Source organism: Phreatobacter sp. GW821-FHT04C01, assembly GCF_059420385.1.
Genome location: NZ_JBWKTP010000001.1, coordinates 890,911 through 916,835 on the forward strand (window position 1 = coordinate 890,911; position 25,925 = coordinate 916,835).

Annotated in this window: 20 protein-coding genes and 1 tRNA gene; 14 read left to right on the plus strand and 7 right to left on the minus strand. The window is 67.6% G+C overall.

Annotation, left to right across the window (positions count from 1 at the left end):
• Positions 1 to 61 precede the first annotated feature (61 nt).
• The 8 genes from AC07WJ_RS04200 (at position 62) to AC07WJ_RS04235 (ending at position 10,555) form a co-directional block, all read left to right on the plus strand.
• On the plus strand, positions 62 to 1,807 hold the full coding sequence (locus AC07WJ_RS04200; protein WP_494933262.1) for an acyl-CoA dehydrogenase family protein: 1,746 nt from the start codon (positions 62 to 64) through the stop codon (positions 1,805 to 1,807).
• Positions 1,808 to 1,815: 8 nt separating this feature from the next.
• Complete coding sequence (locus AC07WJ_RS04205; RefSeq protein ID WP_494933263.1) at positions 1,816 to 3,030, plus strand: CaiB/BaiF CoA transferase family protein; 1,215 nt, start codon at positions 1,816 to 1,818, stop codon at positions 3,028 to 3,030.
• A 45-nt stretch (positions 3,031 to 3,075) separates the two neighbouring features.
• Positions 3,076 to 4,035, plus strand: a complete 960-nt coding sequence (locus AC07WJ_RS04210; protein ID WP_494933264.1) for a Bug family tripartite tricarboxylate transporter substrate binding protein — start codon at positions 3,076 to 3,078, stop codon at positions 4,033 to 4,035.
• A gap of 486 nt (positions 4,036 to 4,521) precedes the next feature.
• A complete protein-coding gene (locus AC07WJ_RS04215) occupies positions 4,522 to 5,373 on the plus strand; it encodes a hypothetical protein (protein ID WP_494933265.1) in 852 nt (283 codons plus the stop codon).
• A gap of 27 nt (positions 5,374 to 5,400) precedes the next feature.
• Positions 5,401 to 5,661 (plus strand): acyl carrier protein, encoded by a 261-nt coding sequence (locus tag AC07WJ_RS04220; RefSeq protein ID WP_494933266.1) that lies wholly within the window; start codon positions 5,401 to 5,403, stop codon positions 5,659 to 5,661.
• A complete protein-coding gene (locus tag AC07WJ_RS04225; protein ID WP_494933267.1) occupies positions 5,661 to 7,214 on the plus strand; it encodes an AMP-binding protein in 1,554 nt (517 codons plus the stop codon). Before AC07WJ_RS04220 ends, AC07WJ_RS04225 begins: the two co-directional genes overlap by 1 nt.
• Positions 7,201 to 8,487 (plus strand): type III PLP-dependent enzyme, encoded by a 1,287-nt coding sequence (locus tag AC07WJ_RS04230; protein WP_494933268.1) that lies wholly within the window; start codon positions 7,201 to 7,203, stop codon positions 8,485 to 8,487. The genes AC07WJ_RS04225 and AC07WJ_RS04230 overlap by 14 nt, the downstream gene beginning before the upstream one ends.
• Before the next feature lie 139 nt (positions 8,488 to 8,626).
• Positions 8,627 to 10,555 carry an FAD-binding monooxygenase gene (locus tag AC07WJ_RS04235; protein WP_494933269.1) on the plus strand — a complete coding sequence of 643 codons (1,929 nt, stop codon included), beginning with the start codon at positions 8,627 to 8,629 and terminating at the stop codon, positions 10,553 to 10,555.
• Positions 10,556 to 10,662: 107 nt separating this feature from the next.
• On the opposite strand, the gene AC07WJ_RS04240 is transcribed toward AC07WJ_RS04235, so the two are convergent.
• Positions 10,663 to 10,738: transfer RNA gene (locus tag AC07WJ_RS04240), tRNA-Ala, on the minus strand.
• A gap of 104 nt (positions 10,739 to 10,842) precedes the next feature.
• Positions 10,843 to 13,635, minus strand: a complete 2,793-nt coding sequence (secA, locus tag AC07WJ_RS04245; RefSeq protein WP_494933270.1) for a preprotein translocase subunit SecA — start codon at positions 13,633 to 13,635, stop codon at positions 10,843 to 10,845.
• 351 nt (positions 13,636 to 13,986) lie between these two features.
• Between secA and AC07WJ_RS04250 the strand changes: the two genes are divergently transcribed.
• The 3 genes from AC07WJ_RS04250 (at position 13,987) to AC07WJ_RS04260 (ending at position 17,712) form a co-directional block, all read left to right on the plus strand.
• Positions 13,987 to 14,934, plus strand: coding sequence for a peptidylprolyl isomerase (locus AC07WJ_RS04250; protein WP_494933271.1), 948 nt, complete (start codon positions 13,987 to 13,989; stop codon positions 14,932 to 14,934).
• A 198-nt stretch (positions 14,935 to 15,132) separates the two neighbouring features.
• Positions 15,133 to 16,512, plus strand: a complete 1,380-nt coding sequence (locus AC07WJ_RS04255; RefSeq protein ID WP_494933272.1) for a lipopolysaccharide biosynthesis protein — start codon at positions 15,133 to 15,135, stop codon at positions 16,510 to 16,512.
• 15 nt (positions 16,513 to 16,527) lie between these two features.
• A complete protein-coding gene (locus tag AC07WJ_RS04260; protein ID WP_494933273.1) occupies positions 16,528 to 17,712 on the plus strand; it encodes a GNAT family N-acetyltransferase in 1,185 nt (394 codons plus the stop codon).
• Here AC07WJ_RS04260 and AC07WJ_RS04265 read toward each other — a convergent pair.
• The 3 genes from AC07WJ_RS04265 to AC07WJ_RS04275 all read right to left on the minus strand — a co-directional run bounded on the left by AC07WJ_RS04265 (position 17,681) and on the right by AC07WJ_RS04275 (position 21,775).
• Positions 17,681 to 19,300 carry an AMP-binding protein gene (locus tag AC07WJ_RS04265; protein ID WP_494933274.1) on the minus strand — a complete coding sequence of 540 codons (1,620 nt, stop codon included), beginning with the start codon at positions 19,298 to 19,300 and terminating at the stop codon, positions 17,681 to 17,683. The two genes, AC07WJ_RS04260 and AC07WJ_RS04265, sit on opposite strands and share 32 nt — an antisense overlap.
• A gap of 115 nt (positions 19,301 to 19,415) precedes the next feature.
• A complete protein-coding gene (locus tag AC07WJ_RS04270) occupies positions 19,416 to 21,392 on the minus strand; it encodes a methylmalonyl-CoA mutase family protein (RefSeq protein WP_494933275.1) in 1,977 nt (658 codons plus the stop codon).
• Between the two features lie 128 nt (positions 21,393 to 21,520).
• Positions 21,521 to 21,775, minus strand: coding sequence for a GlsB/YeaQ/YmgE family stress response membrane protein (locus AC07WJ_RS04275; protein ID WP_494933276.1), 255 nt, complete (start codon positions 21,773 to 21,775; stop codon positions 21,521 to 21,523).
• A 324-nt stretch (positions 21,776 to 22,099) separates the two neighbouring features.
• Between AC07WJ_RS04275 and ccrA the strand changes: the two genes are divergently transcribed.
• Complete coding sequence (gene ccrA / locus AC07WJ_RS04280; RefSeq protein WP_494933277.1) at positions 22,100 to 23,377, plus strand: crotonyl-CoA carboxylase/reductase; 1,278 nt, start codon at positions 22,100 to 22,102, stop codon at positions 23,375 to 23,377.
• 54 nt (positions 23,378 to 23,431) lie between these two features.
• On the opposite strand, the gene AC07WJ_RS04285 is transcribed toward ccrA, so the two are convergent.
• Together AC07WJ_RS04285 and AC07WJ_RS04290 are read right to left on the minus strand one after the other, a co-directional pair.
• Positions 23,432 to 23,740: a DUF1330 domain-containing protein gene (locus AC07WJ_RS04285; protein WP_494933278.1), complete on the minus strand. Its 309-nt coding sequence runs from the start codon at positions 23,738 to 23,740 to the stop codon at positions 23,432 to 23,434.
• A gap of 166 nt (positions 23,741 to 23,906) precedes the next feature.
• A complete protein-coding gene (locus AC07WJ_RS04290) occupies positions 23,907 to 24,896 on the minus strand; it encodes a Bug family tripartite tricarboxylate transporter substrate binding protein (RefSeq protein WP_494933279.1) in 990 nt (329 codons plus the stop codon).
• A gap of 256 nt (positions 24,897 to 25,152) precedes the next feature.
• On the opposite strand from AC07WJ_RS04290, the gene rpmI reads away from it, so the two are divergent.
• Positions 25,153 to 25,353, plus strand: a complete 201-nt coding sequence (gene rpmI, locus AC07WJ_RS04295) for a 50S ribosomal protein L35 (protein ID WP_163199417.1) — start codon at positions 25,153 to 25,155, stop codon at positions 25,351 to 25,353.
• A 45-nt stretch (positions 25,354 to 25,398) separates the two neighbouring features.
• Complete coding sequence (gene rplT, locus AC07WJ_RS04300) at positions 25,399 to 25,764, plus strand: 50S ribosomal protein L20 (protein WP_136959817.1); 366 nt, start codon at positions 25,399 to 25,401, stop codon at positions 25,762 to 25,764.
• The last annotated feature ends 161 nt before the right edge of the window (positions 25,765 to 25,925 follow it).

Sequence of the window (25,925 nt, forward strand, 5' to 3'; positions counted from 1 at the left end):
AATCAATATTGGAGCCGGTCCAGCGCTCTTGTTAACGATCGCGGCAGACGAGGAGCCGCCGATGAGTGCCGAGACCGTCCTGATCCACCGCAATATTCCCGACAGCTCCGGCACCAATGCCTATCTGAGCGATCCGGATTTCGCCCGGCTGCTCAGGGTCTATGGCGCGCCGGATCTGGTCGCGGCGGTCGAGCCGCATTTCGTCCGGCTGGGCGGGCTGGTGCGGGCCGATCTGGACCGGCTGGCGCAGGCGGCGGACGCCCATCCGCCGGTCCTCAAGCAGCGCACCCGCGCCGGCGCCGACCTGCAGGCGATCGACAAGCATCCGAGCTATGTCGCGCTGGAACGCCATGCCTTTTCCGAATTCGGGCTGGCCGCCATGTCGCATCGCGCCGGCGTGTTCGGCTGGCCGGAGCCGCTGCCGCCGGTGGTCAAATACGGCCTGACCATGCTGTTCGTGCAGGCCGAGTTCGGGCTCTGCTGCCCGGTCAGCATGACCGACGCGCTGACCCGGACATTGACCAAATTCGGCGCGTCCGAGCTGGTCGCGCGGTTTCGCGACCGGCTGGTCACCCAGGATTTCGAGGCGCTGTTCCAGGGCGCCATGTTCATGACCGAGCAGGATGCCGGCTCCGATGTCGGCGCCATCACGACCATGGCCCGGCCGGCCGGGGACGGCACCTGGCGGCTCAGCGGCGACAAGTGGTTCTGCTCCAATGCCGATGCCGATCTCGCCATGGTGCTGGCGCGCCCGGACGGCGGCGCGGCCGGCACCGGCGGATTGTCGCTGTTCCTGCTGCCGCGGACCTTGCCCGACGGCAGCCGCAACAGCTACCGCATCGTCCGCCTGAAGGACAAGCTCGGCACCCGGTCGATGGCGAGCGGCGAAATCGTGCTCGACGGCGCCACCGCCTATCTGGTCGGCGAGGCCGGCTCGGGCTTCAAGCAAATGACCGACATGATCAACATGTCGCGGCTTTCCAACGCCGTGCGCTCGGCCGGCCTGATGCTGCGCGCGGCCCACGAGGCGCTGTTCATCGCCCGGCATCGCCAGGCTTTCGGCGGCAAGCTGGTCGCATTGCCGCTGATGCGCCGGCAATTGCTCAAGCTGCTGGTTTCGGCCGAGCAGGGCCGGTCGATGGCCCTGCACACCGCGGATTGCCTGAAGCGGGCGGATGCCGGCGACGCGGAAGCGGCCAAGCTCATGCGCATCCTGACGCCCTTGATGAAGTTCCGCACCTGCCGCGATGCACGCAAGGTGACGGGCGATGGCATGGAGGTACGCGGCGGCTCGGGTTACATCGAGGAATGGTCGGATGCCCGGGTGCTGCGCGACGCCCATCTCGGCTCGATCTGGGAAGGCACCAGCAATATCGTCGCGCTCGATGTCGCCCGCTCGATCCGGCGCGAACAGACGCTCGGCACGCTCAAGGCCTATCTCGCCCGCCTGTTGGAGACACCGGGCATTCCCGAAGCGTCCAGGCGCGCGCTCGGCCGGGCGCTCGACCGGGCCGCGGCCTTCGCCGAACGGGTGAGCGCCGATCGCGCCGAGGAGGCCGAGACGCGCCGGATGGCGAGCGGCCTCTACCACGCGGCTTCGGCGATCGTGCTCGCCTTCGAAGCCGCCCGGATCGGTACCGACATGCGCCGCCTGGCGCTCGCCCATCTGGTGCTGCGTCACAAGCTCCTGCCGCGCGATCCGCTGGCAGCCGATGACGATGCCGCGGCGGTCTGCGAGGCGTTGCTGAGCCAGGCTCCCGTCGATACCGGGCTGGCGCTCAGCCTCGACATCGGTGCCGGATCGTGAACGGTACCATGACCACGGCACCCGCCGGCGCCGGTGCGCTGGCCGGGCTCAAGGTGATCGACCTGTCGCGGGTTCTGGGAGGGCCTTTCGCGACCCAGATCCTGGGCGACCACGGCGCCGAGGTGATCAAGATCGAACCGCCCGGCGGTGACGAGACACGCGGCTGGGGGCCGCCGTTCCAGGACGAGACGGCCTCCTATTTTCTCGGCGTCAACCGCAACAAGCGCGGCCTGGCGCTCGATTTCGGCCAGCCGGCGGCGCGCGACGTGCTGCTGCACCTGCTCGAGGATGCCGACGTGCTGGTCGAGAACTTCAAGACCGGCACCCTGGAGAAATGGGGCCTGGGTTATTCCGACGTGCTGGCGGCACGTTTCCCCAGGCTGATCCATTGCCGGGTCAGCGGTTTCGGCGCCGACGGCCCGCTCGGCGGCTTGCCGGGTTACGACGCGGTGATCCAGGCCATGGCCGGACTGATGTCGGTCAATGGCGAGAAAGGCGGCGAGCCGCTGCGTGTCGGTCTGCCGGTTGTCGACATGGTCACCGGGCTCAACGCGGTGATCGGCATCCTGCTCGCGCTCAACCACCGCACAGTCAGCGGGCGCGGGCAATTCGTCGAGGCGGCGCTGTTCGACTGCGGCCTGTCGCTGCTACATCCACACGCCGCCAACTTTTTCCTGTCCGGCCGGACGCCGAGCCGTAGCGGCAACGACCATCCCAATATCGCGCCCTATTCGGTTTTCGCGACCGGCGGCCAGCCGCTGTTCCTGGCGGTCGGCAATGACCGGCAATTCGCCAGGCTGTGCGAGGTGATCGGGGCCCCGGAGATCGGCGAAGATCCGCGCTTCCTGAGCAATGGCGCGCGTGTGGCCAATCGGGACGCTCTGCGCGGAGCGCTGGAAACCGTGCTGGCGCGTCATGACGGAGCCCTGCTCGCCACCACGCTGATCCAGGCGGGCGTGCCCTCGGGCCCGGTGCTCGGGGTCGATCAGGCGCTCGAGCATCCTCATGCGATCCATCGCGAGATGGTCGTTTCGCGGGACGGCTATCGCGGCGTCGGCGCGCCGGTGAAGCTGTCGGCGACGCCCGCCAGCTATCGCCTGACGCCGCCGGCCTTCGGCGCGGACACTCTGGCGATCCTGCATGAGGCCGGCTTCAGCCAGGCCGAGATCGACCGGCTGGTCGCCGACGGCGCCGTGCCGGGGCCGGCAGCCACGACTGCATGAAACGATAACGCCAAGGGCAAGAGCCCGGCCGAGGAGGAAATGCCGATGACGCTGTTCGCACGCCTTGTCTTTGCGCTGCTGGTCCTGGCGGCCAGCCCGCTCGCCGCCGCCGACCGGCCGATCCGCCTGGTCGTGCCCTTCGCCGCGGGCGGCCCGACCGATGCGCTGGCCCGCCATCTGGCCGAGGGGCTGCGGGTGCGGCTCGACCGTGCCGTGGTGGTGGAGAACAAGGCGGGCGCCGGCGGCAATCTCGGTGCCATCGAGGTGGCGCGTGCCGAGCCCGCCGGCACGACGATCCTGTTCGGCACGTCGGGGCCGCTCGCCATCAATGTCAGTCTCTACCGCAACCTGAGCTACGATCCGCTGACCAGCTTCGAACCGGTCGTCATGATCGGCGCGCTGCCCAATGTGCTGGCGGTCAACCCGAAAGTGCCGGCGCGCAGCCTCGCCGAACTCGTCGCCTATGCCAAGGCGCGGCCGGGCCAGCTGTTCTTTGCGTCCTCGGGCAACGGCGCCTCGTCGCATCTCGCCGGCGTCCTGTTCAACGGCGTCGCCGGCACCGAGATCAAACATGTGCCCTATCGCGGCACGGGGCCTGCACTGAACGACCTGATCGCCGGGCACGTCCAGATGACCTTTACCGACGTGCTGACCGCGGCGCCGCATATTCAGGCGGGCACGATCAATGCGATCGGCGTGACGACGCTGGCGCGCTCGGGCGCTCTTCCGCAGGTGCCGACGCTTGCCGAGCAGGGTCTGGCCGGCTTCGACGTCAGCGTGTTTTTCGGCATCGTGGCGCCGAAGAACACGCCGCGCGCGACGATAACGGCGCTCAACCAGGCCTTCGTCGCGGCGATGGCCGATCCGGCCCTGGCGCGTGTCCTGGAGAGCCAGGGGATCATCCGCGACCAGGACACCAGTCCCGAGCGTCTGACCCGGCTGATGCAGCAGGAAATCGCCAAATGGCGGACGGTGGTCGCGACGTCGGGCGCCCAGCTCGACTGACGGCGCCCTTCGCGCGCCGGCCGACCAAACCGAGCCGGCCACTTCAACACGCCGCCGCCCGTCCGGGTGTCCATGGCCGGCCGCCCGTCAGCCCAGGGCTGACCCGGCGCACCATCTGCCGGGGCGGCTGGCGCTGGTCGCAAGCCCCGGATTTATCGACGGCATTGGCCGCCCGATCCCGACGCGCTTCGCGGCGTGGCGGCGCAGGCGCGTGATTTTGCGATCGGCGCGCGACGCTACCGGCTCGCCCATGCGGATGCCGGTCGCGGCGTTGGGTATTGCCGGGCGTGCGCGCCCTGGTCGAATTTCCGCTGAAGGATTCGCGTGCAGCGATCAGGCGGCCCTGGCTGCGGCACCACGCCGCGCCGCCATTGCCGTCGTGGCGGCGATCCTGGCCGCCGCGGACAGGCAAAGTTAACGGCTTGATATTAAGAATGAATCCTTCAACGCCTTTAAAATTGGACATTTCGCGCTAGATCTGCCGCCATGCTGGTTCCGATCGACGAGACAAATCTGGAGAGCGTGCATGCTTTGCTTGCGCGCGGTTTCCCGTCTCAGCAGCCATCGTTCTGGATCGAGGGGCTGCGGCGGCAGACCGATCACCACGCGCGGATCCAGGCTGGACCGGTGGGCCAGATCCTGCGTGTCCGGGACCAGGATGTCGGAATCATCCTGACCATGCGCAGCAGGCGGATCGAGCCGGATGGGACGACCCGCGACGTCGTCAACCTGTCGAGCTGGTATATCGACGAGGCGCACCGATGGCTGGCGCCGCGCATGCTGAAGGCCGTGATCAGCGAACCCGGGACCGTCTATACCGACCTGACGCCCAGCCCGAGCGTGGTGCATCTGAACGGCCGCCTGGGACTGACAGTCTGGACCGACGGCGTCCTGCTGGCGGCGCTGCCGCTCGCCGCCCTGCACTATAGCCCGGCGGCGGGGCGGGTGGTGCCGCTCGACCAGGTGCCGGCGGACGCCCTGCAGGGGCCGGCGCGAACCGTGCTGGAGGACCATGCCAGGTTCGGCTGCATCTGCGTCGTGCTCAATCGCGACGATGCATTCTGGCCGGTGGTTTTCGCCCGGACGCGCCACAAGGGTCTTCCCGCCGCCCGGGTGGTCTATGCGCCGAGCAAGGCCGAACTGAAAGCGGCGATCGGCACGGTCGCCCGGTTCCTGCTCGGGCAGGGCGTGGTTTCGCTCGAGATCCCGGCGCGCCGGGATGAGGGGGTGCCCGGCGCCTGGTTCAGCCGGCTTCGGCCACCGACCTTCACCAAGGGCGGCGTCGATGCCGAGACGATCGATCACGCCTATTCCGAATTCGTGCTGCTTCCCTTCTGATACCCGATGAACGCGAGATCAAAGACGATGTCCGAGAGCGAAGTTCTTGACGCCAAGGTGGTCATCCGGGATTTCCTGCTCAGGCGTTTCCCCGGCCTCGGCTCCCGGCCTTTCGACGACCAGACCTCGCTGCTCGCCACCGGCGCGATTGACTCGCTCGGCGTGCTCGACCTCATGGGCTTCATCGAGGAACGCTTCGCGGTCGAGATTTCCGATCAGGACTTCGATCCCGACAATTTCGAGACGGTGGAACAGCTCGCCCGTTTCGTCGAGCAAGCCCGACGCTGATGTCGCCGCCCTTCCTCGTGCATCACCTGCTCGACGCCGGCTTGGCCGGCGTGGCGGGCGGCGTTGCCCTGGTCGATGGCGACCGGTCGATGGCCTATCCGGCACTGCGGGCCCAGGTGGGTCATGCCGCGGCCGTCCTGCAGGAGCTCGGTCTCCGGCGCGGCGAGCGGGTCGCGATCGTCTTGCCGAAGTCGCTCGAGGAATGCTGGGCGATCTTCGCGGCAAGCCGTGCCGGCGGCGTCTTCGTGCCGGTCAACAGCCTGCTCCACGCCGGCCAGATCCGTCACATCGTCACCGATTGCGGCGCCCGCATCGTGCTGACCAACGCGGCCCTGGCGCCCAGGCTGCGCGAGGCGCTGGCGGGCATCGAGGGCGTCTCGCTGCATCTGGTCGACGAGCCGGCATGGCGTGCGCCATCCGCCGATGACGACGCGGCGCGGCCGCCCCTGAGCGACCAGGCGATCGGCGAGGACCTGGCCGCCATCCTCTACACCTCGGGCTCCACCGGCCGCCCCAAGGGCGTCATGCTGAGCCATCGCAACCTGATCGCCGGCACGCGCATCGTGCGCACCTATCTCGGCCTGACCGGCGCGGACCGGATCCTGTCGGTCCTGCCGTTCAGCTTCGACTATGGCCTGAACCAGCTGCTCACCGCGGTGGAGCAGGGCGCCGTGCTGATCCTGCTGAGCTTCCGTTTCGGCGACGAGATCGTCGCGGCGATCCGCGACCATGGCGTCACCGGGCTTGCCGGCGTGCCGACGATCTGGGCGATCCTGACGCGCGCCAGTCCGTCGCTCGCGCGCACGCCCTTGCCGTCGCTGCGCTACATCACCAATTCCGGCGGCGCCGTGCCGTCCGAGACCGTGAAGCGGCTGCGGACGCGGCTGCCCGAGACCCGCATCTTCCTGATGTATGGGCTGACCGAGGCGTTCCGGTCGACCTTCCTGCCGCCCGACGAGATCGACCGGCGGCCAACCTCGATCGGCCGGGCCATTCCGGAGACGGAAATCTTCGCGGTGACCGCCGAAGGCCGCAGGACCCGGCCCGGCGAGCCCGGCATCCTGGTGCATCGCGGCCCGACCGTGTCGCTCGGCTACTGGAACCGGCCGGAGGACACCGCCGAGGTGCTCAAGCCCCATCCCTTCGTCGCCATGGCGCAGGGCGGCGACACCGTGTGTTATTCCGGCGACCTGGTCTTCGAGGACGACGAGGGCTTTTTCCACTTTGTCGGGCGGCGCGACGCCATGATCAAGTCCGCCGGCTATCGGATCAGCCCGACCGAGGTCGAGGAGGTGCTGATGGCGACCGGCGCTTTCCTCCAGGTGGCGGTGATCGGGCTGCCCGATCCCTTTGCCGGGCAGAAGGTGCATGCGGTCGGCGTCGCCAAGGCGGGTGCCGCGGATGTCGACGCGGTGCTGCAGGCGGCAGCGGCGGACCTGCCGGCCTATATGGTGCCGCGCGCCATCGAATGGGTCGAGGCCCTGCCGGTGACCCCGAACGGCAAGGTCGATTATCGCGGCCTGGTCGCGGATCGCAGCCATGACCAGCAGTGATCCGGTGGCGCCGGCCGCGCGCCTTGCCGTCGACCCCTTTGCCGTCGACGGACAGGACCTGCTCATCGGCGGCCTCGCGGTCGAGGCGCTGGCTGAACGTTTCGGCACGCCACTCTATCTCTATGACGCCGCGGCGATGCGGCGGAACTACAGCAAGCTCGCGACGGTGCTGTCGGGTTTCGCCGCCATTCACTATTCGATCAAGGCCAACCCGAACCCGGCGGTCGTCGCGGTGTTTCTCGGTGCGGGCGCGGGTGTCGAAATCGCTTCGCTCGGCGAATACCGGCTGGCCCGTTCGGCCGGCGCCGCGCCGGAGAACATCCTGTTCGCCGGGCCGGGCAAGCGCGCCGGGGAACTCGAGGCCGTGATCGCCGAAGGCATTGGCGAGATCCACCTGGAGAGCCTGGAGGAGATCGCCCGTATCGAAAGGCTCGCCGCCGGGCGATCGGCGCCGGTGCCGGTGGCGATCCGGTTCAATCCGGTCGCCGAGGTCCAGGGCGGCGCCATGCGCATGGGCGGCCGTCCCGCACCCTTCGGTTTCGACGAGGAAGGGCTCGACGGCGTGATCGACCGGGTCCAGTCGAGCCGCACCTTCGACCTGCGCGGCGTCCATATGTTCGCCGGCACCCAGATTCTCGACGCCGACATTCTGGCCGGGCAATGGGCCCATGGCCTCGCGGTCGCGGGGCGTGTCGCACGGCGCATCGGCCGGCCGCTCAAGACCATCGATCTCGGCGGCGGGCTGGGCATTCCCTATTTCGCAGGCGAGGCGACGCTCGATCTGGTGCGGCTGGCGAGCCATATTCCGGCGCTTGCCGCGGCCCTTCAGGCCGATCCGCTGACCCGCGACGCCAGGGTCGTGGTCGAACCCGGACGCTTCCTGGTCGGCCCGGCGGGGCTCTATGTCGCCCGCGTGCTGGCGGCCAAGACCTCGCGCGGTGCGCGCTTTCTGGTTACCGACGGCGGCATGCATCATCACCTGGCGGCCTCGGGCAATCTCGGCCAGATCATCAAGCGCGACTATCCGGTGCTGGCACCGGCCCGCATGGGCGAAGCGGCGACCGTGACGGCGGCCATTGCCGGGCCGCTCTGCACGCCGCTCGACATGCTCGCCCGCAAGGCCGAGCTGCCTGATCTCGGCGAAGGCGACCTCGTCGCGGTGCTGCAGTCCGGCGCCTATGGCCTGACCGCCAGCCCGGTCGATTTCCTCGGCCACCCGGCGCCCGCCGAGGTGCTGGTCGACGGCGGCGAGGCGCGGCTGATCAGCCGCTGAGCGCGGTCGCGGCAGGGCGCCGGGCCGGACCTGCCGCGCGTCGGTCGTGAGGACGAACAGCATCGCTATCGCGGCGTCATGGCCCTTCACCGCAGCTGGCGGATCTGCAAGGCTCCAGGGCCAGGCCGAGGAGAGATCCGTGCAATTCCACCTGAACGGTTTCGAACCCGGGGATCCCGATATTTCAGACCCGGATGAGCGCAACGGCACAGCCGCGGCTCCGCGACCTCTTCCCGACGACGTCGATGTCCTGATCGTCGGTTGCGGCCCGGCGGGCCTGACCCTTGCCGCCCAGCTCTCGGCCTTTCCCGGTAGCAGGACATGCATCGTCGAGCAGAAGCCCGGCCGCCTGCTGCGCGGCCAGGCCGACGGCATCGCCTGCCGCACGATGGAAATGTTTCATGCCTACGGCTTCAGCGAGCGCGTCCTGCGCGAGGCCTATTGGGTCAACGAGACCACGTTCTGGACGCCCGACGACCGCCGGCGCGAGACGATCGTGCGCAGCGGCCGGGTGCAGGACACCGAGGACGGGCTCTCCGAATTTCCTCACGTCATCCTCAACCAGGCGCGGGTGCATGATTTCTATCTCGACGTCATGCGCAAATCGCCGGCGCGTCTCGAGCCGCATTATTCGCGGCGGCTGGTCGGTCTGACGGTCGATCCGGCGGCCGCGCTGCCGGTCACGGCGACGTTCGAGCGTCTCGATGCCGGGCATGAGGGGCAGACCGAGACGGTCAGGGCGCGCTACGCCATCGGTTGCGACGGCGCGCGCAGCACCGTGCGCCGGTCGATCGGGCGCGCCCTGCACGGCGATGCCGCCAATCAGGCCTGGGGCGTCATGGATGTCCTTGTCGTCACCGATTTTCCCGATATCCGCCTGAAGTCGGTCATCAAGTCCGGCGACGGCGGCAGCATCGTGCTGATCCCGCGCGAAGGCGGCTACCTGGTTCGCATCTATGTCGAGCTTGGCGAGCTCGGCGCCGACGAGCGCGTCGCCGACCGCAACATCACGATCGACTATCTCGTCGCGGCGGCGCAGCGGGTGTTCAGGCCCTACGCCTTCGACGTCAAGGAGGTGGCGTGGTGGTCCGTCTATGAGATCGGCCAGCGCCTTTGCGACAAGTTCGACGACGTGCCGGACCAGGAGGCCGGCGAGCGTTCGCCCCAAGTGTTCATCGCCGGGGATGCCTGCCACACGCACAGCCCGAAAGCCGGGCAGGGCATGAACGTCTCCATGCAGGACGCCTTCAATCTGGGCTGGAAGCTGGCCGCGGTGCTGCAAAAGCGTTGCGCCCCCAGCCTGCTGCACAGCTATTCGGCCGAACGCCGGGCCATTGCAAAGGAACTCGTCGATTTCGATCGGGAATGGGCCGGCATCCTCAGCGGTGCCTCCAAAGCCTCCGGCGGCGGGCAGGGCGGCATCGATCCCGCCGAGGTGCAGCGCTATTTCGTTCGGCACGGGCGCTACACTGCGGGAACCGAGACACGCTATGCGCCGTCCATCCTCACGGGTGAAGCAACCTATCAGCATCTGGCGACAGGCTTCACGATCGGCACGCGCCTCCACTCGGCGCGGGTGGTGCGCCTGGCCGATGCCAAGCCAGTCCATCTCGGGCATGTGGTCAAGGCCGACGGTCGCTGGCGCCTCATCGCTTTTGCCGGGGCCGGCGATCCGGCGGCCGCGAATTCCGGCATGCGCGCGTTCTGCTCGTTTCTCTCGGGCTCCGAGACCTCGCCGGTCCGGCAATACACGCCGGCCGGCGAAGATATCGACGCGCTGATCGATGTGCGGGCGGTCCTGCAACAGCGCCATGGCGATGTGGCCCTCGAAAGCATGCCGGCCTTGCTGCTCCCGGTGAAGGGGCGCCACGGGCTTCGCGACTACGAGAAAATCTTCTGCCCCGATCTTCGGAGCGGCCAGGACGTGTTCGGCATGCGCGGCATCGATCGTGAGCACGGCTGCGTGGTGGTGGTGCGGCCGGATCAATATGTCGCGCATGTTCTTCCGCTCGACGCCCATGCCGCGCTGGCACGGTTCTTCGCGGGTTTCATGTGTCGACAGGCGTGAAGGCGGGCCGTTGGCCGCTATGGCCCAGGCATCGCCGGCGCGCGTCCTGGGCTCGGCGTCCCGTCAGGCTGGAAAATGTGGTCCGGTTGCCGGACGACGATACGGGCTGGTGGAGCTGAGCGGAATCGAACCGCTGGCCTCTGCAGTGCGATTGCAGCGCTCTCCCATCTGAGCTACAGCCCCCGCCCGGAGCGCGCTTTTTAAGGTGAGCCGCGGTCCCGGTCAAGGACCGTTCTCACCCCTTTGCGCGGGAAGTTTGGGCGGCCTTTTTGGGGCCGCCCGGCCGGTCACATGTTCTGCCCGTGGCAATGCTTGAACTTCTTGCCCGAGCCGCAGGGGCAGACCTCGTTGCGGCCGACCTTGCCCCAGGTCGAGGGGTCGTTCGGGTTGCGGTCGATCGCCGCCACGCTGTCGCCGGCGGCCAGCGCCTGGAAGCCGCCCGACGGCGCCCCCATGGCGGCGAACTCGTCGAGACCGGTCATCGGGTCGATGTGATGAGCGCTCATCGGCGGCAGGTCCGGCATCGGCGGCGGCTCCTGCAGCTCGACCAGGGCGAGCTGCTGGGTGGTCATTTCGCGCAGCCGCTCCATCAGGCCTTCGAACAGCTGGAAGGCTTCCGACTTGAACTCGTTCAGCGGATCGCGCTGGGCGTAACCGCGCAGGCCAACCACCTGGCGCAGGTGGTCGAGCTGCACGATATGCTCGCGCCACAGGTGGTCGAGCACCTGCATGACCACCGCCTTTTCGATCTGGCGCAGGATGTCCGGCCCGAAGCGGGCGGCCTTGGAGGCCATCATCTCATCCGCCGCGGTCTTGACGCGCTCGATGACTTCCTCGTCGGCGATGCCTTCTTCCTTGGCCCAATCCTGGATCGGCAGATCCAGGTTGAGCACCCGGTAGACCTCGTCCTTCAGCTTGGCGGTGTCCCACTGCTCGGCATAGGCATCGGGCGGAATGTGCTGGTGGACCATGTCCTCGATCACGCCGTGACGCATGTCGCCGACCATTTCCGACAGGTCTTCCTGGCTCATCAGGTCGATGCGCTGCTCGAAAATGACCTTGCGCTGGTCATTGGCGACGTCGTCATATTTCAGCACGTTCTTGCGCAGGTCGAAGTTGCGCGCCTCGACCTTCTGCTGGGCCTTTTCCAGCGCGCGATTGATCCAGGGATGGACGATCGCCTCGCCTTCCTTCAGGCCGAGCTTGGTCAGCATGCCCTCCATGCGGTCCGACCCGAAGATGCGCATCAGGTCGTCCTGCAGGGACAGGTAGAATTTCGACCGGCCGGGATCGCCCTGGCGGCCGGAACGGCCGCGCAGCTGGTTGTCGATGCGCCGGCTTTCGTGGCGCTCGGTGCCCATGATGTAGAGGCCGCCGGCTTCGAGCGCGCGCTGCTTCAGCTGGCCGACCTGAACGCGGATCGCCTCGGCCCTGGCATCCTTGTCGGGACCGTCCTCGAGGGCGGCGAGCTCGACCGAGATGCGCATGTCGGAATTGCCGCCGAGCTGGATGTCGGTACCGCGGCCGGCCATGTTGGTGGCGATCGTGATGGCACCGGGAACGCCGGCCTGGGAAACGATGAACGCCTCCTGCTCGTGATAACGGGCGTTCAGCACCGCGAAGACCTTCTCGCCGGGCGTGCCGGGCACCGCGTCATAAAGCGGCGCGAAGGCTGCGGGATCGTCGAGATTGACCTGCCGGAAGCCGTGGCTCTTCAGCATCTCGGCGAGCGTCTCGGATTTCTCGATCGAGGTGGTGCCGACCAGCACCGGCTGGCCCTTGGTGCGCGCCAGCTCGACCTCGCCGATGATCGCCTCGAATTTCTCCTGGACCGACTTGTAGACCTCGTCGTCCTCGTCGATACGGGCCACGCCCCGGTTGGTCGGGATCTCGACCACTTCCAGCTTGTAGATGTCCATGAACTCGTCGGCCTCGGTGGCGGCCGTGCCGGTCATGCCGGCGAGCTTCTTGTACATGCGGAAATAGTTCTGGAAGGTGATCGAGGCGAGCGTCTGGTTCTCGGGCTGAACCTGGACCCGCTCCTTGGCCTCGAGCGCCTGGTGCAGGCCTTCCGAATAGCGCCGGCCCGGCATCATGCGGCCGGTGAATTCGTCGATGATCACCACTTCGCCGTTGCGGACGATATAGTCCTTGTCGCGCTGGAACAGCCGGTGCGCCTTCAGCGCCTGGTTGACGTGGTGCACGGTCGAGACGTTCTCGACGTCGTAGAGCTCGCCCTTCAGGATGCCGGCCTCGGCCAGCAGCTTCTCGATCTTTTCGTTGCCGCTCTCGGTCAGCGCGCAGGTGCGCTGCTTCTCGTCGATCTCGAAGTCTTCCTTGGCGAGCAGCGGAATGAACTTGTCGATGGTCGCGTAGAAGTCGGAGCGGTCGTCGAGCGGGCCGGAAATGATCAGCGGGGTGCGCGCCTCGTCGATCAAGATCGAGTCCACCTCGTCGACGATCGCGTAGGCGTGGCCGCGCTGGACCATCTCGGCGACTGAATATTTCATGTTGTCGCGGAGATAGTCGAAGCCGTACTCGTTATTGGTGCCGTAGGTGATGTCGCAGGCATAGGCGTCGTGGCGCTGGGCGTCGTCGAGGCCGTGCACGATGACACCGGTGGTCAGGCCGAGAAAGCCGTAGACCCGGCCCATCCATTCGGCGTCGCGCTTGGCCAGATAGTCGTTGACGGTGACGACATGGACGCCCTTGCCGGCGAGCGCGTTCAGGTAGACGGCGAGCGTGGCGACCAGGGTCTTGCCTTCGCCGGTCTTCATTTCGGCGATGGCGCCTTCGTGAAGCACCATGCCGCCGATCAACTGAACGTCATAATGGCGCTGCTTCAGCACCCGCTTGGCCGCTTCGCGCACGGTGGCGAAGGCTGGCACCAGGAGGTCGTCGACGGTCTTGCCGGCGGCCAGCTGTGCCCTGAATTCATCGGTGCGCGCCCGCAGAGCCTCGTCGGAGAGCTTTTGCAGCTCCGGCTCCAGCTTGTTGATCGCGTCGATGCGCGGCCTGTAGCCCTTGACCCGACGGTCACTGCTGTTGCCGAAAATCTTGCGGGCGAGCGCACCGAACATGAGTAATCCTTCGCTTGAAGCCGATGCTGACAGTTTCCGGCCGAACAGATGGGTCGCAGCGCCCCGCCTTCCGGTTCATCGCATCGGCCCCACAAGGCGGGTTGAGGGACGCCCCGTGCGGCCCAGCAGTCGATCCCCGCGGGATATATCGCCTGGAGCGCGCAAAGCCACGCTCTCACAGGACGAGCGACAGATATGGACGGGGGGAAGGGTTGTCAATTCGGCGGGAACCGGGCATTCCTGCCGCAACCTGTCGGCCGATCTCTCGTCCTGTTCCCCCGGGTCCCTGCCCTAAATGCGCCACGAGAGCCCGCAAAGACGCGTCGTTCCCAAGACAAAGGCTGCTTTCCGATGACCGCTCGTCTGCCCATTGTCCTCGTCGCCCTGTCGATGGCGCTCGCCGGACCCGTCGCCGCGCAGGCTCCCGCGCCGGCGCCTGCCGCTCCCGCGACGCCGGCCGCACCGGCCGCGGCCGCGCCGTCGCCCGACCGGGTGCTGGCCCGCGTCCAGGGCATCGAGATCCGCCAGGCCGATCTCGACGCGGCCGAGGAGGATATCGGCGGCCAGGCGACCGCTCAGATGAACCCCGACCAGAAGCGCGACTATCTGCTCGGCTTCGTCATCGACCTGACGATCGCGGCCAAGGCGGCGGAAGCGCGCGGCATCCAGAACGGCCCCGATTTCGCCCGCAAGATGGTCTATTATCGCAACAAGCTGCTGGTCGAGTCGCTGCTGGCCGCGGAAACCCAGGCGCGGGTGACCGAAGCCGAGATGCGCAAGATCTATGACGAGCAGCGCGCCCGCATCACCCCCGAGGAGGAGGTGCGCGCCCGCCATATCCTGGTCGAGACCGAGGAAGAGGCCCGCGCCATCATCGCGCAGCTGCGCGGCGGCGCCGATTTCGCCGCCCTCGCCAAGGAGAAGTCGAAGGATCCGGGCGGCGCCGAAGGCGGCGACCTCGGCTTCTTCACCAAGGCCCAGATGGTGCCGGAATTCGCCAATGCGGCTTTCGCCATGAAGCCGGGCGATATCTCGACCGACCCGGTCAAGAGCCAGTTCGGCTGGCACATCATCAAGCTGGAAGAGCGCCGGCCGCGCGCCATCCCGACCTTCGAGCAGGTGAAGGGCCAGATCGAGGACTTCCTCACCCGCCGCGCCCAGGCCGAGCTGGTGCAGAAGCTGCGTGCCGAAGCCCAGGTCGAGCGGCTGGTGCCGCCGGCGGCGCCGGCCACCCCCGCGACCCCGGCCGTGCCGGGCGCTCCGGCAACGCCCGCGCCCCCGGCCACGCCGCGGCCCTGACCTCAGGCGCTGAGAGACCATGTTTGAAGCCGGCCGCCACGTGCGGCCGGCCTTTTTTTATTGAACAAACCGATATCGTGGTTCGAACCGTTTCTTAACAGCGCGTCGGCTATCCCTGGCCCGAAGCGCGAGCCGGATCGCCCGGCGCTCGCGCTTGAGGATCGGCCCGTGTCGGTAATGGGATCTGACGAAGCGCAAATGGGGCGCGACGCGAAGACGTTGCTGTCGCCGAAGGGCATCGTCGAGCGCTTTCGCGCCGTGCTGACCGATCCGAGCCATCAATCGATCGCCCAGCGCGTCGCCGGCACGGCTTTCGTCATTCGCGTGATGAGCGCGGCGATCGCCTATGTCAGCCAGGTGCTGATGGCCCGCTGGATGGGCAGCAGCGAATTCGGCACCTATATCTCGGTCTGGGTCTGGGTCCTGCTGCTCGGCCATTTTTCCAATGCCGGGCTTGCATCCGCCGCCCAGCGCTTCATCCCGGAATATAGCGAGCGCGGTGACCAGGACGGCCTGCGCGGTTTCATCGCGGGATCGCGGATCATCGGCCTGGCGGTCGCGACGCTGGTCGCCGGCCTCGGTCTCCTGGTGCTCTGGCGTTTCGGCCAATACGTCGCCCAGCCGATGCTGATGCCGCTGGTGCTCGCGGCGATCTGCCTGCCGCTTTATGTGCTCACCGACATCCAGGACGGCATTGCACGCTCCTATAACTGGACCGACCTGGCGCTCGGGCCGCCTTATCTGATCCGGCCGGTGCTGCTGCTCGCCGGCATGGCGATCGGCCACGCGCTGGGCCTGGTCGCCGACGCCGTCACCGCCATGGCCTGCGCCGTCATTGCCACCTGGACCACCGCGATCATCCAGTTCTGGCTGATCCAGCGCCGCCTGCCGGGCCACGTCCCGGCCGGTGCCAGGCGGATCGAGGCCGGCTTCTGGCTGAAGACGTCCGCCGCGATCTTCCTGGTCGAGGCCTTCTACATGGCGCTGACCTATACCGACGTGATCCTGCTGAAGCAGTTCCGCCCGCCGGAAGAGGTGGCGGTCTACTGGGCCGCGGTGAAGACGCTGGCGCTGGTCGCCTTCATCTATTTCTCGGTGGCTGCGGCCGCCGCCCACCGGTTCAGCGAATATCATGTCGCCGGTGACAGCGAAAAGCTCGCGGCTTTCCTGCAGGCCTCGATCCGCTGGACCTTCTTCCCGTCGCTGGCCGCCACCATCCTGATCCTGGCGCTCGGCAAGCCGTTCCTGATGCTGTTCGGGCCGGATTTCGTCCAGGGCTATCCCGCCATGTTCGTGGTCTCCGCCGGCCTCCTGGCGCGCGCCGCGGTCGGGCCGGTCGAGCGGCTGCTGTCGATGTCGGGGCACCAGGGTGTCTGCGCGATGATCTACGGCGCCGCTTTCGCCACCGCGGTGATCCTTTGCCTCATCCTGATCCCGCGCTTCGGCATGATGGGCGCGGCTACCGCCACCGCGGTCGCGCTGACGCTCGAATCCATCCTGCTGTTCTGGATCACCCGGCGCCGGCTCGGCCTGTCGGTGTCGTTCTGGGCACGGCGCCGGTCCGCCTCGGCCGTCTGACGCGGAGGAGGGACCATGGTCGTCGACGCTCCGATCCGCAGCATTCGCCAGGATGCAACGCCTGTGATCGGCAGCCCGCCGTTGCAGCCGGGCATGGCCATTGCCGGACTGACCACGCGCTGGGTGCCGGCGGACCAATGGCCGGCGCTGGGCGAGGCCTGGTCGGCGCTCGCCGGGATTGCCCATCCGAACGTCTTTCTCAGCCCCGCCTTCGCGCTCGCCGCGCGCGGCGTCGACGCCGCACCGGGGCTTGGTGCGGTGGCGGTCGAAGAGGACGGCCGGCTTGTCGGCCTGGCGGCCGGGCGATTCAGGCTCGCCGGCAGCGTTTTTACGCTCTGGATCCATCCCTACGCACCCTATGCCGGGGCTCTGGTGGCGCGCGGCGCCGAGAAGCCGGTGCTGGCCGCTATCCTCGGACACCTTCATGGGCAAGGCGTCGTGGGCCTCGATTGGCCGATGCTGGACGACGGCTCACCGCTGGCGACGGCGCTGACGGCGCTTGCCGCGCAGTCGGGCCGCCGCATCGACATGCTGGAGACCCATCGGCGCGCGGCGCTCCTCACCGCGGATCCGCCGGCAGCCTCCAAGGAGATGCGCCGGCTCGGCCGGAGGCTCGCGGAACAGGGGGCGGTTGCCGAGGTGTCCACGGCCGACGGTCTTGGGCTGGACGCCGCCACCGAGACCTTTCTCGCACTCGAGGCCGACGGCTGGAAGGGGCGCAAGGGCACGGCGTTACGGGCCACGGCCGACAGCCGGCGGTTCTTCACCGAGGCGATCCACGGGCTTGCCATGACCGGTCAGGCGCGCATCGACCTGATCCTGCTCGACGGCGAGGCCATCGCCGGCGCCGTCGTGCTGAGTGCCGGCGAGCGCGCCTGGTACTGGAAGACCGCCTATGCCGAAACCTTCGCCCGCTTTTCGCCCGGCGTCATGGTGACCCAGGCGATTGCCGGCCGCCTGAGCGCCGATCCGGCCATCCGGCTGGTCGATTCCTGCGCCATAGCAGGCCACCCGATGATCGATCGGGTCTGGCGCGACCGGCTCGACATCAAGAGCCGGCTGATCGCGGTCGCGCCCGGCCAGGCCGGCTTTCGCTATCGCCTGGCGCTCGCCGCCGTCAGCGGACGGCGCGCCGTCCGGGCCGGCGCCAAGGCGCTGATCGCACGGCTCAGGCGCGTTCGCGCAAAAGCCGGCGGATGACCTTGCCGGTGGTGGTCATCGGCAATTCGTCGATGAAGGCGATCTCGCGCGGATAGGAATGCGCCGACATGCGCGTCCTGACGAAATCCCTGATGTCGGCGGCCAGCGTGTCCGAGGGCTGGATGTCGCGCTTGAGCACGACGAAGGCCTTGACGATCTCGGTGCGCAGCGCGTCGGGCTTGCCGACCACAGCGGCCAGCGACACCGCCGGGTGTTTCAGCAGGCAGTCCTCGATCTCGCCGGGGCCGATGCGATAGCCGGCCGAGGTGATGACGTCGTCGTCGCGGCCGAAGAACTGGATATAGCCCTCGTCGTCGCGAATGCCCTGGTCGCCGGTGGTCATCCAGTCGCCGATGAATTTTTCGCGGGTCGCTTCCGGCCGGTTCCAATATTCCAGGAACATGACCGGGTCCGGCCGCTTCACCGCGATCTGGCCCTGCTCGCCGGCTTCGCACAGCGTGCCGTCGGGCCGGATGATGCCGATCTCGTGGCCGGGCACCGGCTTGCCGATGGCACCGGGCCTGGACACGCCGATCGCCGCGCAGGAAGCGATGACCAGGTTGCATTCGGTCTGGCCGTAGAACTCGTTGATGGTGAGGCCGAGCGCCGCCTTGCCCCAATCATAGGTCTCGGCGCCGAGCGCTTCGCCGCCAGAGCCGAGCGTGCGCAGGTTGAAAGCGTGCCTGGCGCGCGGGTTTTCGACCGAGCGCAGCATGCGCAGCGCGGTCGGCGGCACGAAGCTGTTGCGTACCTCCATCTCCGCCATCAGGGCGAAGGCCTCGTCGGCATCGAATTTCTCGAACTTGCGGGCGACCACCGGCACGCCGAAATGGAGCGAAGGCAAGAGCACGTTGAGCAGGCCGCCGGCCCAGGCCCAGTCGGCCGGCGTCCACATGCGATCGCCCGGCTGAGGCAGGAACTCGTGGGGCATCTCGACGCCGGGCAAATGGCCGAGCAGGACCCGATGGGCATGCAGCGCGCCTTTCGGCTGGCCGGTGGTGCCCGAGGTATAGATCATCATGGCCGGGTCATCGGCCGAGGTGTCGATTGCGGTGAAGCGGGGTGACCCCTCGGCCAGGGTCTCGTAGAAGCCGCCGACGCCCTCGCCCGCCGGTCCGTCGGTGGACAGCACCAGCGCGAGTTCGCCGAGCTGGTCGCGGATCTGGCTGATCTTGGCCAGCCCCTCGCCATTGGTGATGACGGCGCGAGCGCCGGAATCCTTCAGGCGGAAGGCCAGGGCATCGATGCCGAACAGGGCCGCCAGCGGCACCGCGATGGCGCCCATCTTGTAGATGGCGATATGGGCGATGGCCGCGGCCGCGCCTTGCGCCAGCACCAGCGCGACACGGTCGCCGCGCCGGATGCCCTTGGCGGCGAGCGCATTGGCGAGCCGGTTGGAGGCGTCCTCCAGGCGGCCATAGGTCACCGGCTCGACGCTGCCGTCGGGCTTTTTCCAGAGGATCGCCACCCGGTCCGGTTCGACGAGCGCCCAGCGCGTGCAGACATCGGCGCCGATATTGTAGCGGGCCGGGACCCGCCAGCGGAACGCCTGGCGGAGGGCATCATAATCGCGAATGTCGGGCAGCATGGCAGGCGTCTCTGAAGGGGGCCGCGAAGCTTGCACACTCCGCGGCGGTCGTCACCTCCGCGTCGGCGGAGGTCGGGGGCAGGGCTCTCGGGCGGCGGTTCTCAGGCGGCGGTTCTCAGGCTGCTTGGCGCGCGCCTTCGCCGACGATGCGCACGACATCGGCCATGATGGTGTTGAGCTGGAAGTCCTTGGGCGTATAGACCGCCGCGACGCCGGCCTGTTTCAAGGTCGCCTCGTCCTCCGGCGGGATGATGCCGCCGACCACGACGGGCACGTCGCCGAGGCCCTCGGCGCGCATGCGCTCCATCACCTCGGTGACCAGCGGGATGTGGCTGCCCGACAGGATCGACAGGCCGACCACATGCACACCTTCCTCGAGCGCGGCATTGACGATCTCGGCGGGCGTCAGGCGAATGCCCTCATAGACCACCTCCATGCCGCAATCGCGGGCGCGCACGGCGATCTGCTCGGCGCCGTTGGAATGACCGTCGAGGCCCGGCTTGCCGACCAGGAACTTGATGCGGCGCCCGAGGGCGCGGGAGACCGCCTCGACCTCGAGCCGGATCGGCGCGAGGTCACCGTCATCGGCGCGCGCGGCCCGGCCGACGCCGGTCGGTGCCCGGTACTCGCCGAACACCTCGCGCAAAACCTGGCCCCATTCGCCGGTCGTGACGCCGGCCTTGGCCGCGGCGATCGACACCGGCATGATGTTGCGGCCGTCCTGGGCGGCGGCGCGCAATTCGGCCAGCGCGCTGGCCGCCGCTTTGGCGTCGCGGCCGGCGCGCCAGGCCTGGAGATTGGCGATCTGCTCGGCTTCGACCGTCGGATCGACCACCATGATCGAACCTTCGCCGGTGGTCAGCGGCGAGGGCTCCGTCTCGGTGAAGCGGTTGACGCCGACCACCACCTGGTCGCCGGCCTCGATCGCCTCGAGCCGCTTGGAATTGCTCTCGACCAGCTTGGATTTCATATAGGGCACGGCGGCGATGGCGCCGCCCATCTCGGCGATCAGCTTCAGCTCGGCCTGGGCCTCGGCCTTCAGGCTTTCGACCTTGGCAGACACAGCGGGATTGCCGTCGAACAGGTCGCCGAATTCCAGCAGGTCGGTTTCGTAGGCGAGAATCTGCTGCAGTCGGAGCGACCATTGCTGGTCCCAGGCGCGCGGCAGGCCGAGCGCCTCGTTCCAGGCCGGCAGCTGCAGGGCGCGGCAGCGTGCCTTTTTCGAAATGGTCACCGCCAGCGCCTCGATGAGGATGCGGTAGACATTGTTTTCCGGCTGCTGCTCGGTCAGGCCGAGCGAGTTCACCTGGACGCCGTAGCGGAACAGCTTGTGCTTGGGATCGGTGACGCCGTAGCGGGTCTCGACGATCTCCTCCCAGAGGTCGACGAAGGCGCGCATCTTGCACATTTCGGTGACGAAACGCATGCCGGCATTGACGAAGAACGAGATGTGGCCGACCACCTCGCCGAAGCCGCCTTCCGGCACCTCGCCCGAGGCCTTGACCGTGTCGAGGATGGCGATGGCATTGGCGAGCGCGAAAGCGAGCTCCTGCACCGGCGTCGCGCCGGCCTCCTGCAGGTGGTAGGAGCAGACATTCATCGGGTTCCACTTGGGCATTTCCGCCGTGGTGAACAGGATGGTGTCCTTGGTCAGCTTGAGCGAGGGCTCGGGCGGGAACACATAGGTTCCGCGCGACAGATATTCCTTCAGGATGTCGTTCTGGGTGGTGCCGGCCAGCGCATGGCGCGGCACGTCCTGCTCGTCGGCCACCGCGACATAAAGCGCCAGCAGCCAGGCGGCGCAGGCGTTGATGGTCATCGAGGTGTTCATCTCGGCGAGCGGAATGCCGTCGAACAGGCTGCGCATGTCGCCGAGATGGGCGACCGGCACGCCGACCTTGCCGACCTCGCCGCGGGCCAACACATGGTCCGGGTCATAGCCGGTCTGGGTCGGCAGGTCGAAGGCGACCGACAGGCCGGTCTGGCCCTTGGCGAGATTGGCCCGATAGAGCGCGTTCGACTTGGCCGCCGTCGAATGGCCGGCATAGGTGCGGATGAGCCAGGGACGTTCCCGAGTTTCTTTGGTGCGCAAGAGCGGCTCCTGAGCTGGTTATTTGACCCTCATTGTCGTCCGGGCCGGCTCATATTGCAATGCAGCGTAGACAGCCCGCGCCACCCCCATCCGGCGGATGGGCGGCGGCGCAGGCGTCGAGAGGCCGCCTAAGCCCGCTTCACCAGGCTGATGATGAACAGGAGGATCACCGCGCCGATGACGGCGTTGATGATGTCGGCGACGATGCCGCCGCCAATATAGATGCCGAGCCGGGGCAGCAGCCAGCCGGCGATGGCGGCGCCGACGATGCCGACGATGATATTGCCGATGAGGCCGAAGCCCGCCCCCTTCATCAGGATGCCCGCGAGCCAGCCCCCGACCGCGCCGATGATGATCCAGATGATCAATGCTTGGATTGCCATGCTGAAGTCCTCCTCATGAAACCCTGATCAGGGCCGCCGTGTTTCCGGCGCAAGCGAGGATAGGCTCATATGTTCCCGGGGCAACAGAGCCGGGGCTGACAGCGATGTGGAGAAGTCGCCGGCTTTCGCGACGGCGGAACAGCAAAGCAGTGCCATAATTTGTCGGATGGCGGCGCGCAATATGCCGAAAGCCCGATGGGGTGTTTTCGACTGATTATGTCATAGGCAGCGAAGATCGTGCTTGCACATTCATGTTGCAGTGCACATAGTTTCCGCCCCGGCCAGCCCCCCGAGGGGAATGGTTTTCGTGATCAGAGGTGACCCATGGCTGCGCCAGCTCAAGCCCCCTCCACCGCCGCGCTCAAGGATCTCTACGAGTTTGGCGAGGTGCCGCCGCTGGGCCATGTGCCGGCTACCATGTACGCCTGGGCGATCCGAAAGGAACGCCATGGCCCGCCGGAACAGTCGTTCAAGGTCGAGGTGGTGCCGACCTGGACGCTCGGCGAGGAAGAGGTGCTGCTTTACGTGATGGCCGGCGGCGTCAACTATAATGGCGTCTGGGCCGGTCTCGGCCAGCCGATCTCGCCGCTCGACGGCCACAAGCACCCGTTCCACATTGCCGGCTCGGATGCGGCCGGCGTGGTCTGGGCGGTCGGCTCGAAGGTCAAGCGCTGGAAGGTCGGCGACGAGGTCATCGTCCATTGCAACCAGGACGACGGCGACGACGAGGAATGCAATGGCGGCGACCCGATGTTTTCGCCGTCGCAGCGGATCTGGGGCTATGAGACGCCGGACGGCGCCTTCGCCCAGTTCTGCCGGGTGCAGTCGCGCCAGCTGATGCACAAGCCGAAGCACCTCTCCTGGGAGGAGGCGGCCTGCTACACGCTGACGCTGGCGACCGCCTATCGCATGCTGTTCGGCCACCCCCCGCACACCCTGAAGCCCGGCGACAACGTGCTGGTCTGGGGCGCCTCGGGCGGTCTCGGCGTGTTCGCGGTGCAGCTGGTGGCCGCCGCCGGCGCCAATCCGATCGGCATCATCTCGGACGAGTCGAAACGCGACTACGTGATGCAGCTCGGCGCCAAGGGCGTGATCAACCGCAAGGATTTCGACTGCTGGGGCCAGATGCCCAAGGTCAATTCCGACGAGTACAACACCTGGACCAAGGAAGCCCGCAAGTTCGGCAAGGCGATCTGGGACATTACCGGCAAGAAGGACGTCGACATCGTCTTCGAGCATCCGGGCGAGGCGACCTTCCCGGTGTCCTGCCTGGTGGTAAAGCGCGGCGGCATGGTGGTGTTCTGCGCCGGCACGTCCGGCTTCAACATCACCTTCGACGCGCGTTATGTGTGGATGCGGCAGAAGCGCATCCAGGGCAGCCATTTCGCTCATCTGAAACAGGCCGCCGCCGCCAATCAGTTCGTGCTCGACCGCCGGGTCGATCCCTGCATGAGCGAATTGTTCCCCTGGGACAAGATCCCGGCGGCGCATGCGCTGATGCAGGCCAACAAGCATGCGCCCGGCAATATGGCCGTGCTGGTCAATGCGCCGCGTCCGGGGTTGCGCACGCTCGACGACGTGATCGAGGCGACCGGCCGCTGATCTCGGGCCTGTCGGAACCCGGCCGGTGATCCCGGCCGGGCGCCGTCGAGCTCATTATTCGCCGGGCTGGGCACCCTCATAACCCTCGATGACGATCGCATCCATGATCGCGCCGCCCTTCTGCTCGGCCTTGGCCGCCTGATATTCGGGCGAATGCCAGCAGGCCAGGGCCTGGTCGTAGCTCGGAAATTCGATGACGACGTTGCGCGCCCGGCTGACGCCGGCCAGTGTCTCGAACTTGCCGCCGCGCACGACGAAACGGCCGCCGAACTTGGCGAAGGCGATGCCGTTCCTGGCGACGTAATTCTTGTAGGATTCGGCGTCGTTGACGTCGACGCGCGCGATCCAGTAGCCCTTGGCCATTGATGTCTCCTCCTGCAAAGGTCGGGAATTGCTAGCGCGGTTTGCAGCGCCAGGCTACGGCCCGCGACGCCGGGCTGCGATTTGCGCCGCGCGGACCATCTTCGGCGCGGGTCACCCTCCGCGCGGGTCGTGGCGGCGGCCAGACCCGGCGCTTCCCGCGCCCGGCTCACTCCAGCCTGATGCCGAGGTCACGGATGATCGGCCACCAGATGTCGCGGTCGGCTTTCAGGAGCGCGGCGAATTCCGCCGGGCCGCCGGTCAGCGGGTCGAGCCCGATGTCCACCATGCGCGTGCGTATCTGTTCCTGTTTCAGCGCCTTCGCCACCACGTCGCTCAGCCGGGCAACGATCGGATCGGGTGTCTTGGCGGGCACCACCACGCCCTGCCAGGCATAGGCCTGGAAATCCCGAAGGCCGAGCGCTTCGGTGATCGTCGGGACGTCGGGCAGGGCGGCGAGGCGACTGGCCGAGGCCACCGCGAGCGGGCGCAGGGTGCCGTCGACCAGCACGCTGCGGCCCGCTGCGAAATCGACAAAGGCCACCTCCATGACGCCCGCCAGCATGTCGTTGATGACAGGCGCCATGCCGCGATAGGGCACATGGGTCAGCTTGGCGCCCGCCTCCTTCAAGAGGCGTTCCATGGCCAGGTGGTGCGGCGAGCCGAGACCGGGCGAGCCGTAATTGGTCGCGTCCGGGGCGGCCTTGGCGCGAGCGACCAGCTCGGCCGCGCTGGTGATGGGCGAGTCCTTCCTGACCGTCAGCAGCAGGTGGAAGCGGGCGGTCAGCGCCACCGGCCGGAGATCCCTGTCGGGATCGAAGGGCAAGGTCTTATAGAGCGCCGGATTATAGACCAGGGTCTCGATACCGGCGGTGAACACGGTGTGGCCGTCGGGCTCGGCGCGGGCGGCTTCACCCGCCGCGAGGTTGGTCGCGGCGCCCGGCCGGTTCTCGATCACCATCTGCTGGCCGAGCTCCGGCGACATGGCGGCACCCAGGAGGCGGGCCAGCACGTCGGTGCCGCCGCCCGCGGGATAGCCGACGAGCCATCGCACCGGCCGGCTCGGATAGGTTTGCGCGCGCGACGCCGGTGCCGGCAGCAGCCCTGCCGCGGCGAGGCCGGCTATCGCGCCACGGCGCGTGATGATCGCATCGGTCATTTCGGCTCCCCCTGTTGCGCCGGTCGTGCGGCGCATGTTTCATCCCGGGATCCAGGATGCCGGGGCGCCGGACCCTTGGCCATAAGGACAAGCCCTTGTCCCACGGCCGATTGTCCTGTATAGGCCCGCGCTTCGGATCGCCCGGCTGATTAAGGGCTGCCGTGGCGATCCCGAACGCTCATCGGAGCATTCTTGAGGTTTTCCAGCCGCACGAAAGCGCGGCCGGAGCAATCTCGCAACAGTCTAAGAGAGCCAAATGCCCAAGATGAAGACCAAATCGGGCGCCAAGAAGCGCTTTTCGCTGACCTCGACCGGCAAGGTGAAATACACCCAGTCCGGCAAGCGGCACGGCATGATCAAGCGGACCACCAAGCAGATCCGCGAACACCGCGGCACTGCGATCTTGTTCAAAACCGACGGCGACAACGTCAAGAAGTACTTCCTGCCGAACGGCTGATCAGCGGTTTTCAGGAACACTCAACGGATTTGAAGGAGATCAGTCATGGCTCGCGTTAAAAGAGGCGTAACGTCACACGCCAAGCACAAGAAGACCCTGAAGGCCGCTACCGGCTTCCGCGGTCGCCGCAAGAATACCATTCGCGCCGCAAAGGCTGCCGTCGACAAGTCGATGCAGTACGCCACGCGCGACCGTCGCGTGAAGAAGCGCAATTTCCGGGCTCTGTGGATCCAGCGCATCAATGCCGCTGTCCGCGAGCACGGCCTGACCTATTCGCGTTTCATCGCCGGCCTGATCGGCGCCGGCATCGCGGTCGACCGCAAGGTTCTCTCGGACCTCGCCATCACCGCGCCGGAAGGCTTTACGGCCCTGGTCGAAAAGGCCAAGGGTTCGCTGCCGGCAGCTTCCTGACCTCGACTTAAGAGGTCACAAAATTCAGCCCGCGCGACCCTTCAGGGGTTGCGCGGGCTTTTTTGTTCTCGGACGGCCGAGAGGCGGACGGCGGCGGTTCATTGGAAATCTCGCGTGATCGACCGGGCGGCAGGTTTGGCCGGTCCGGCTCATGCTTCGGT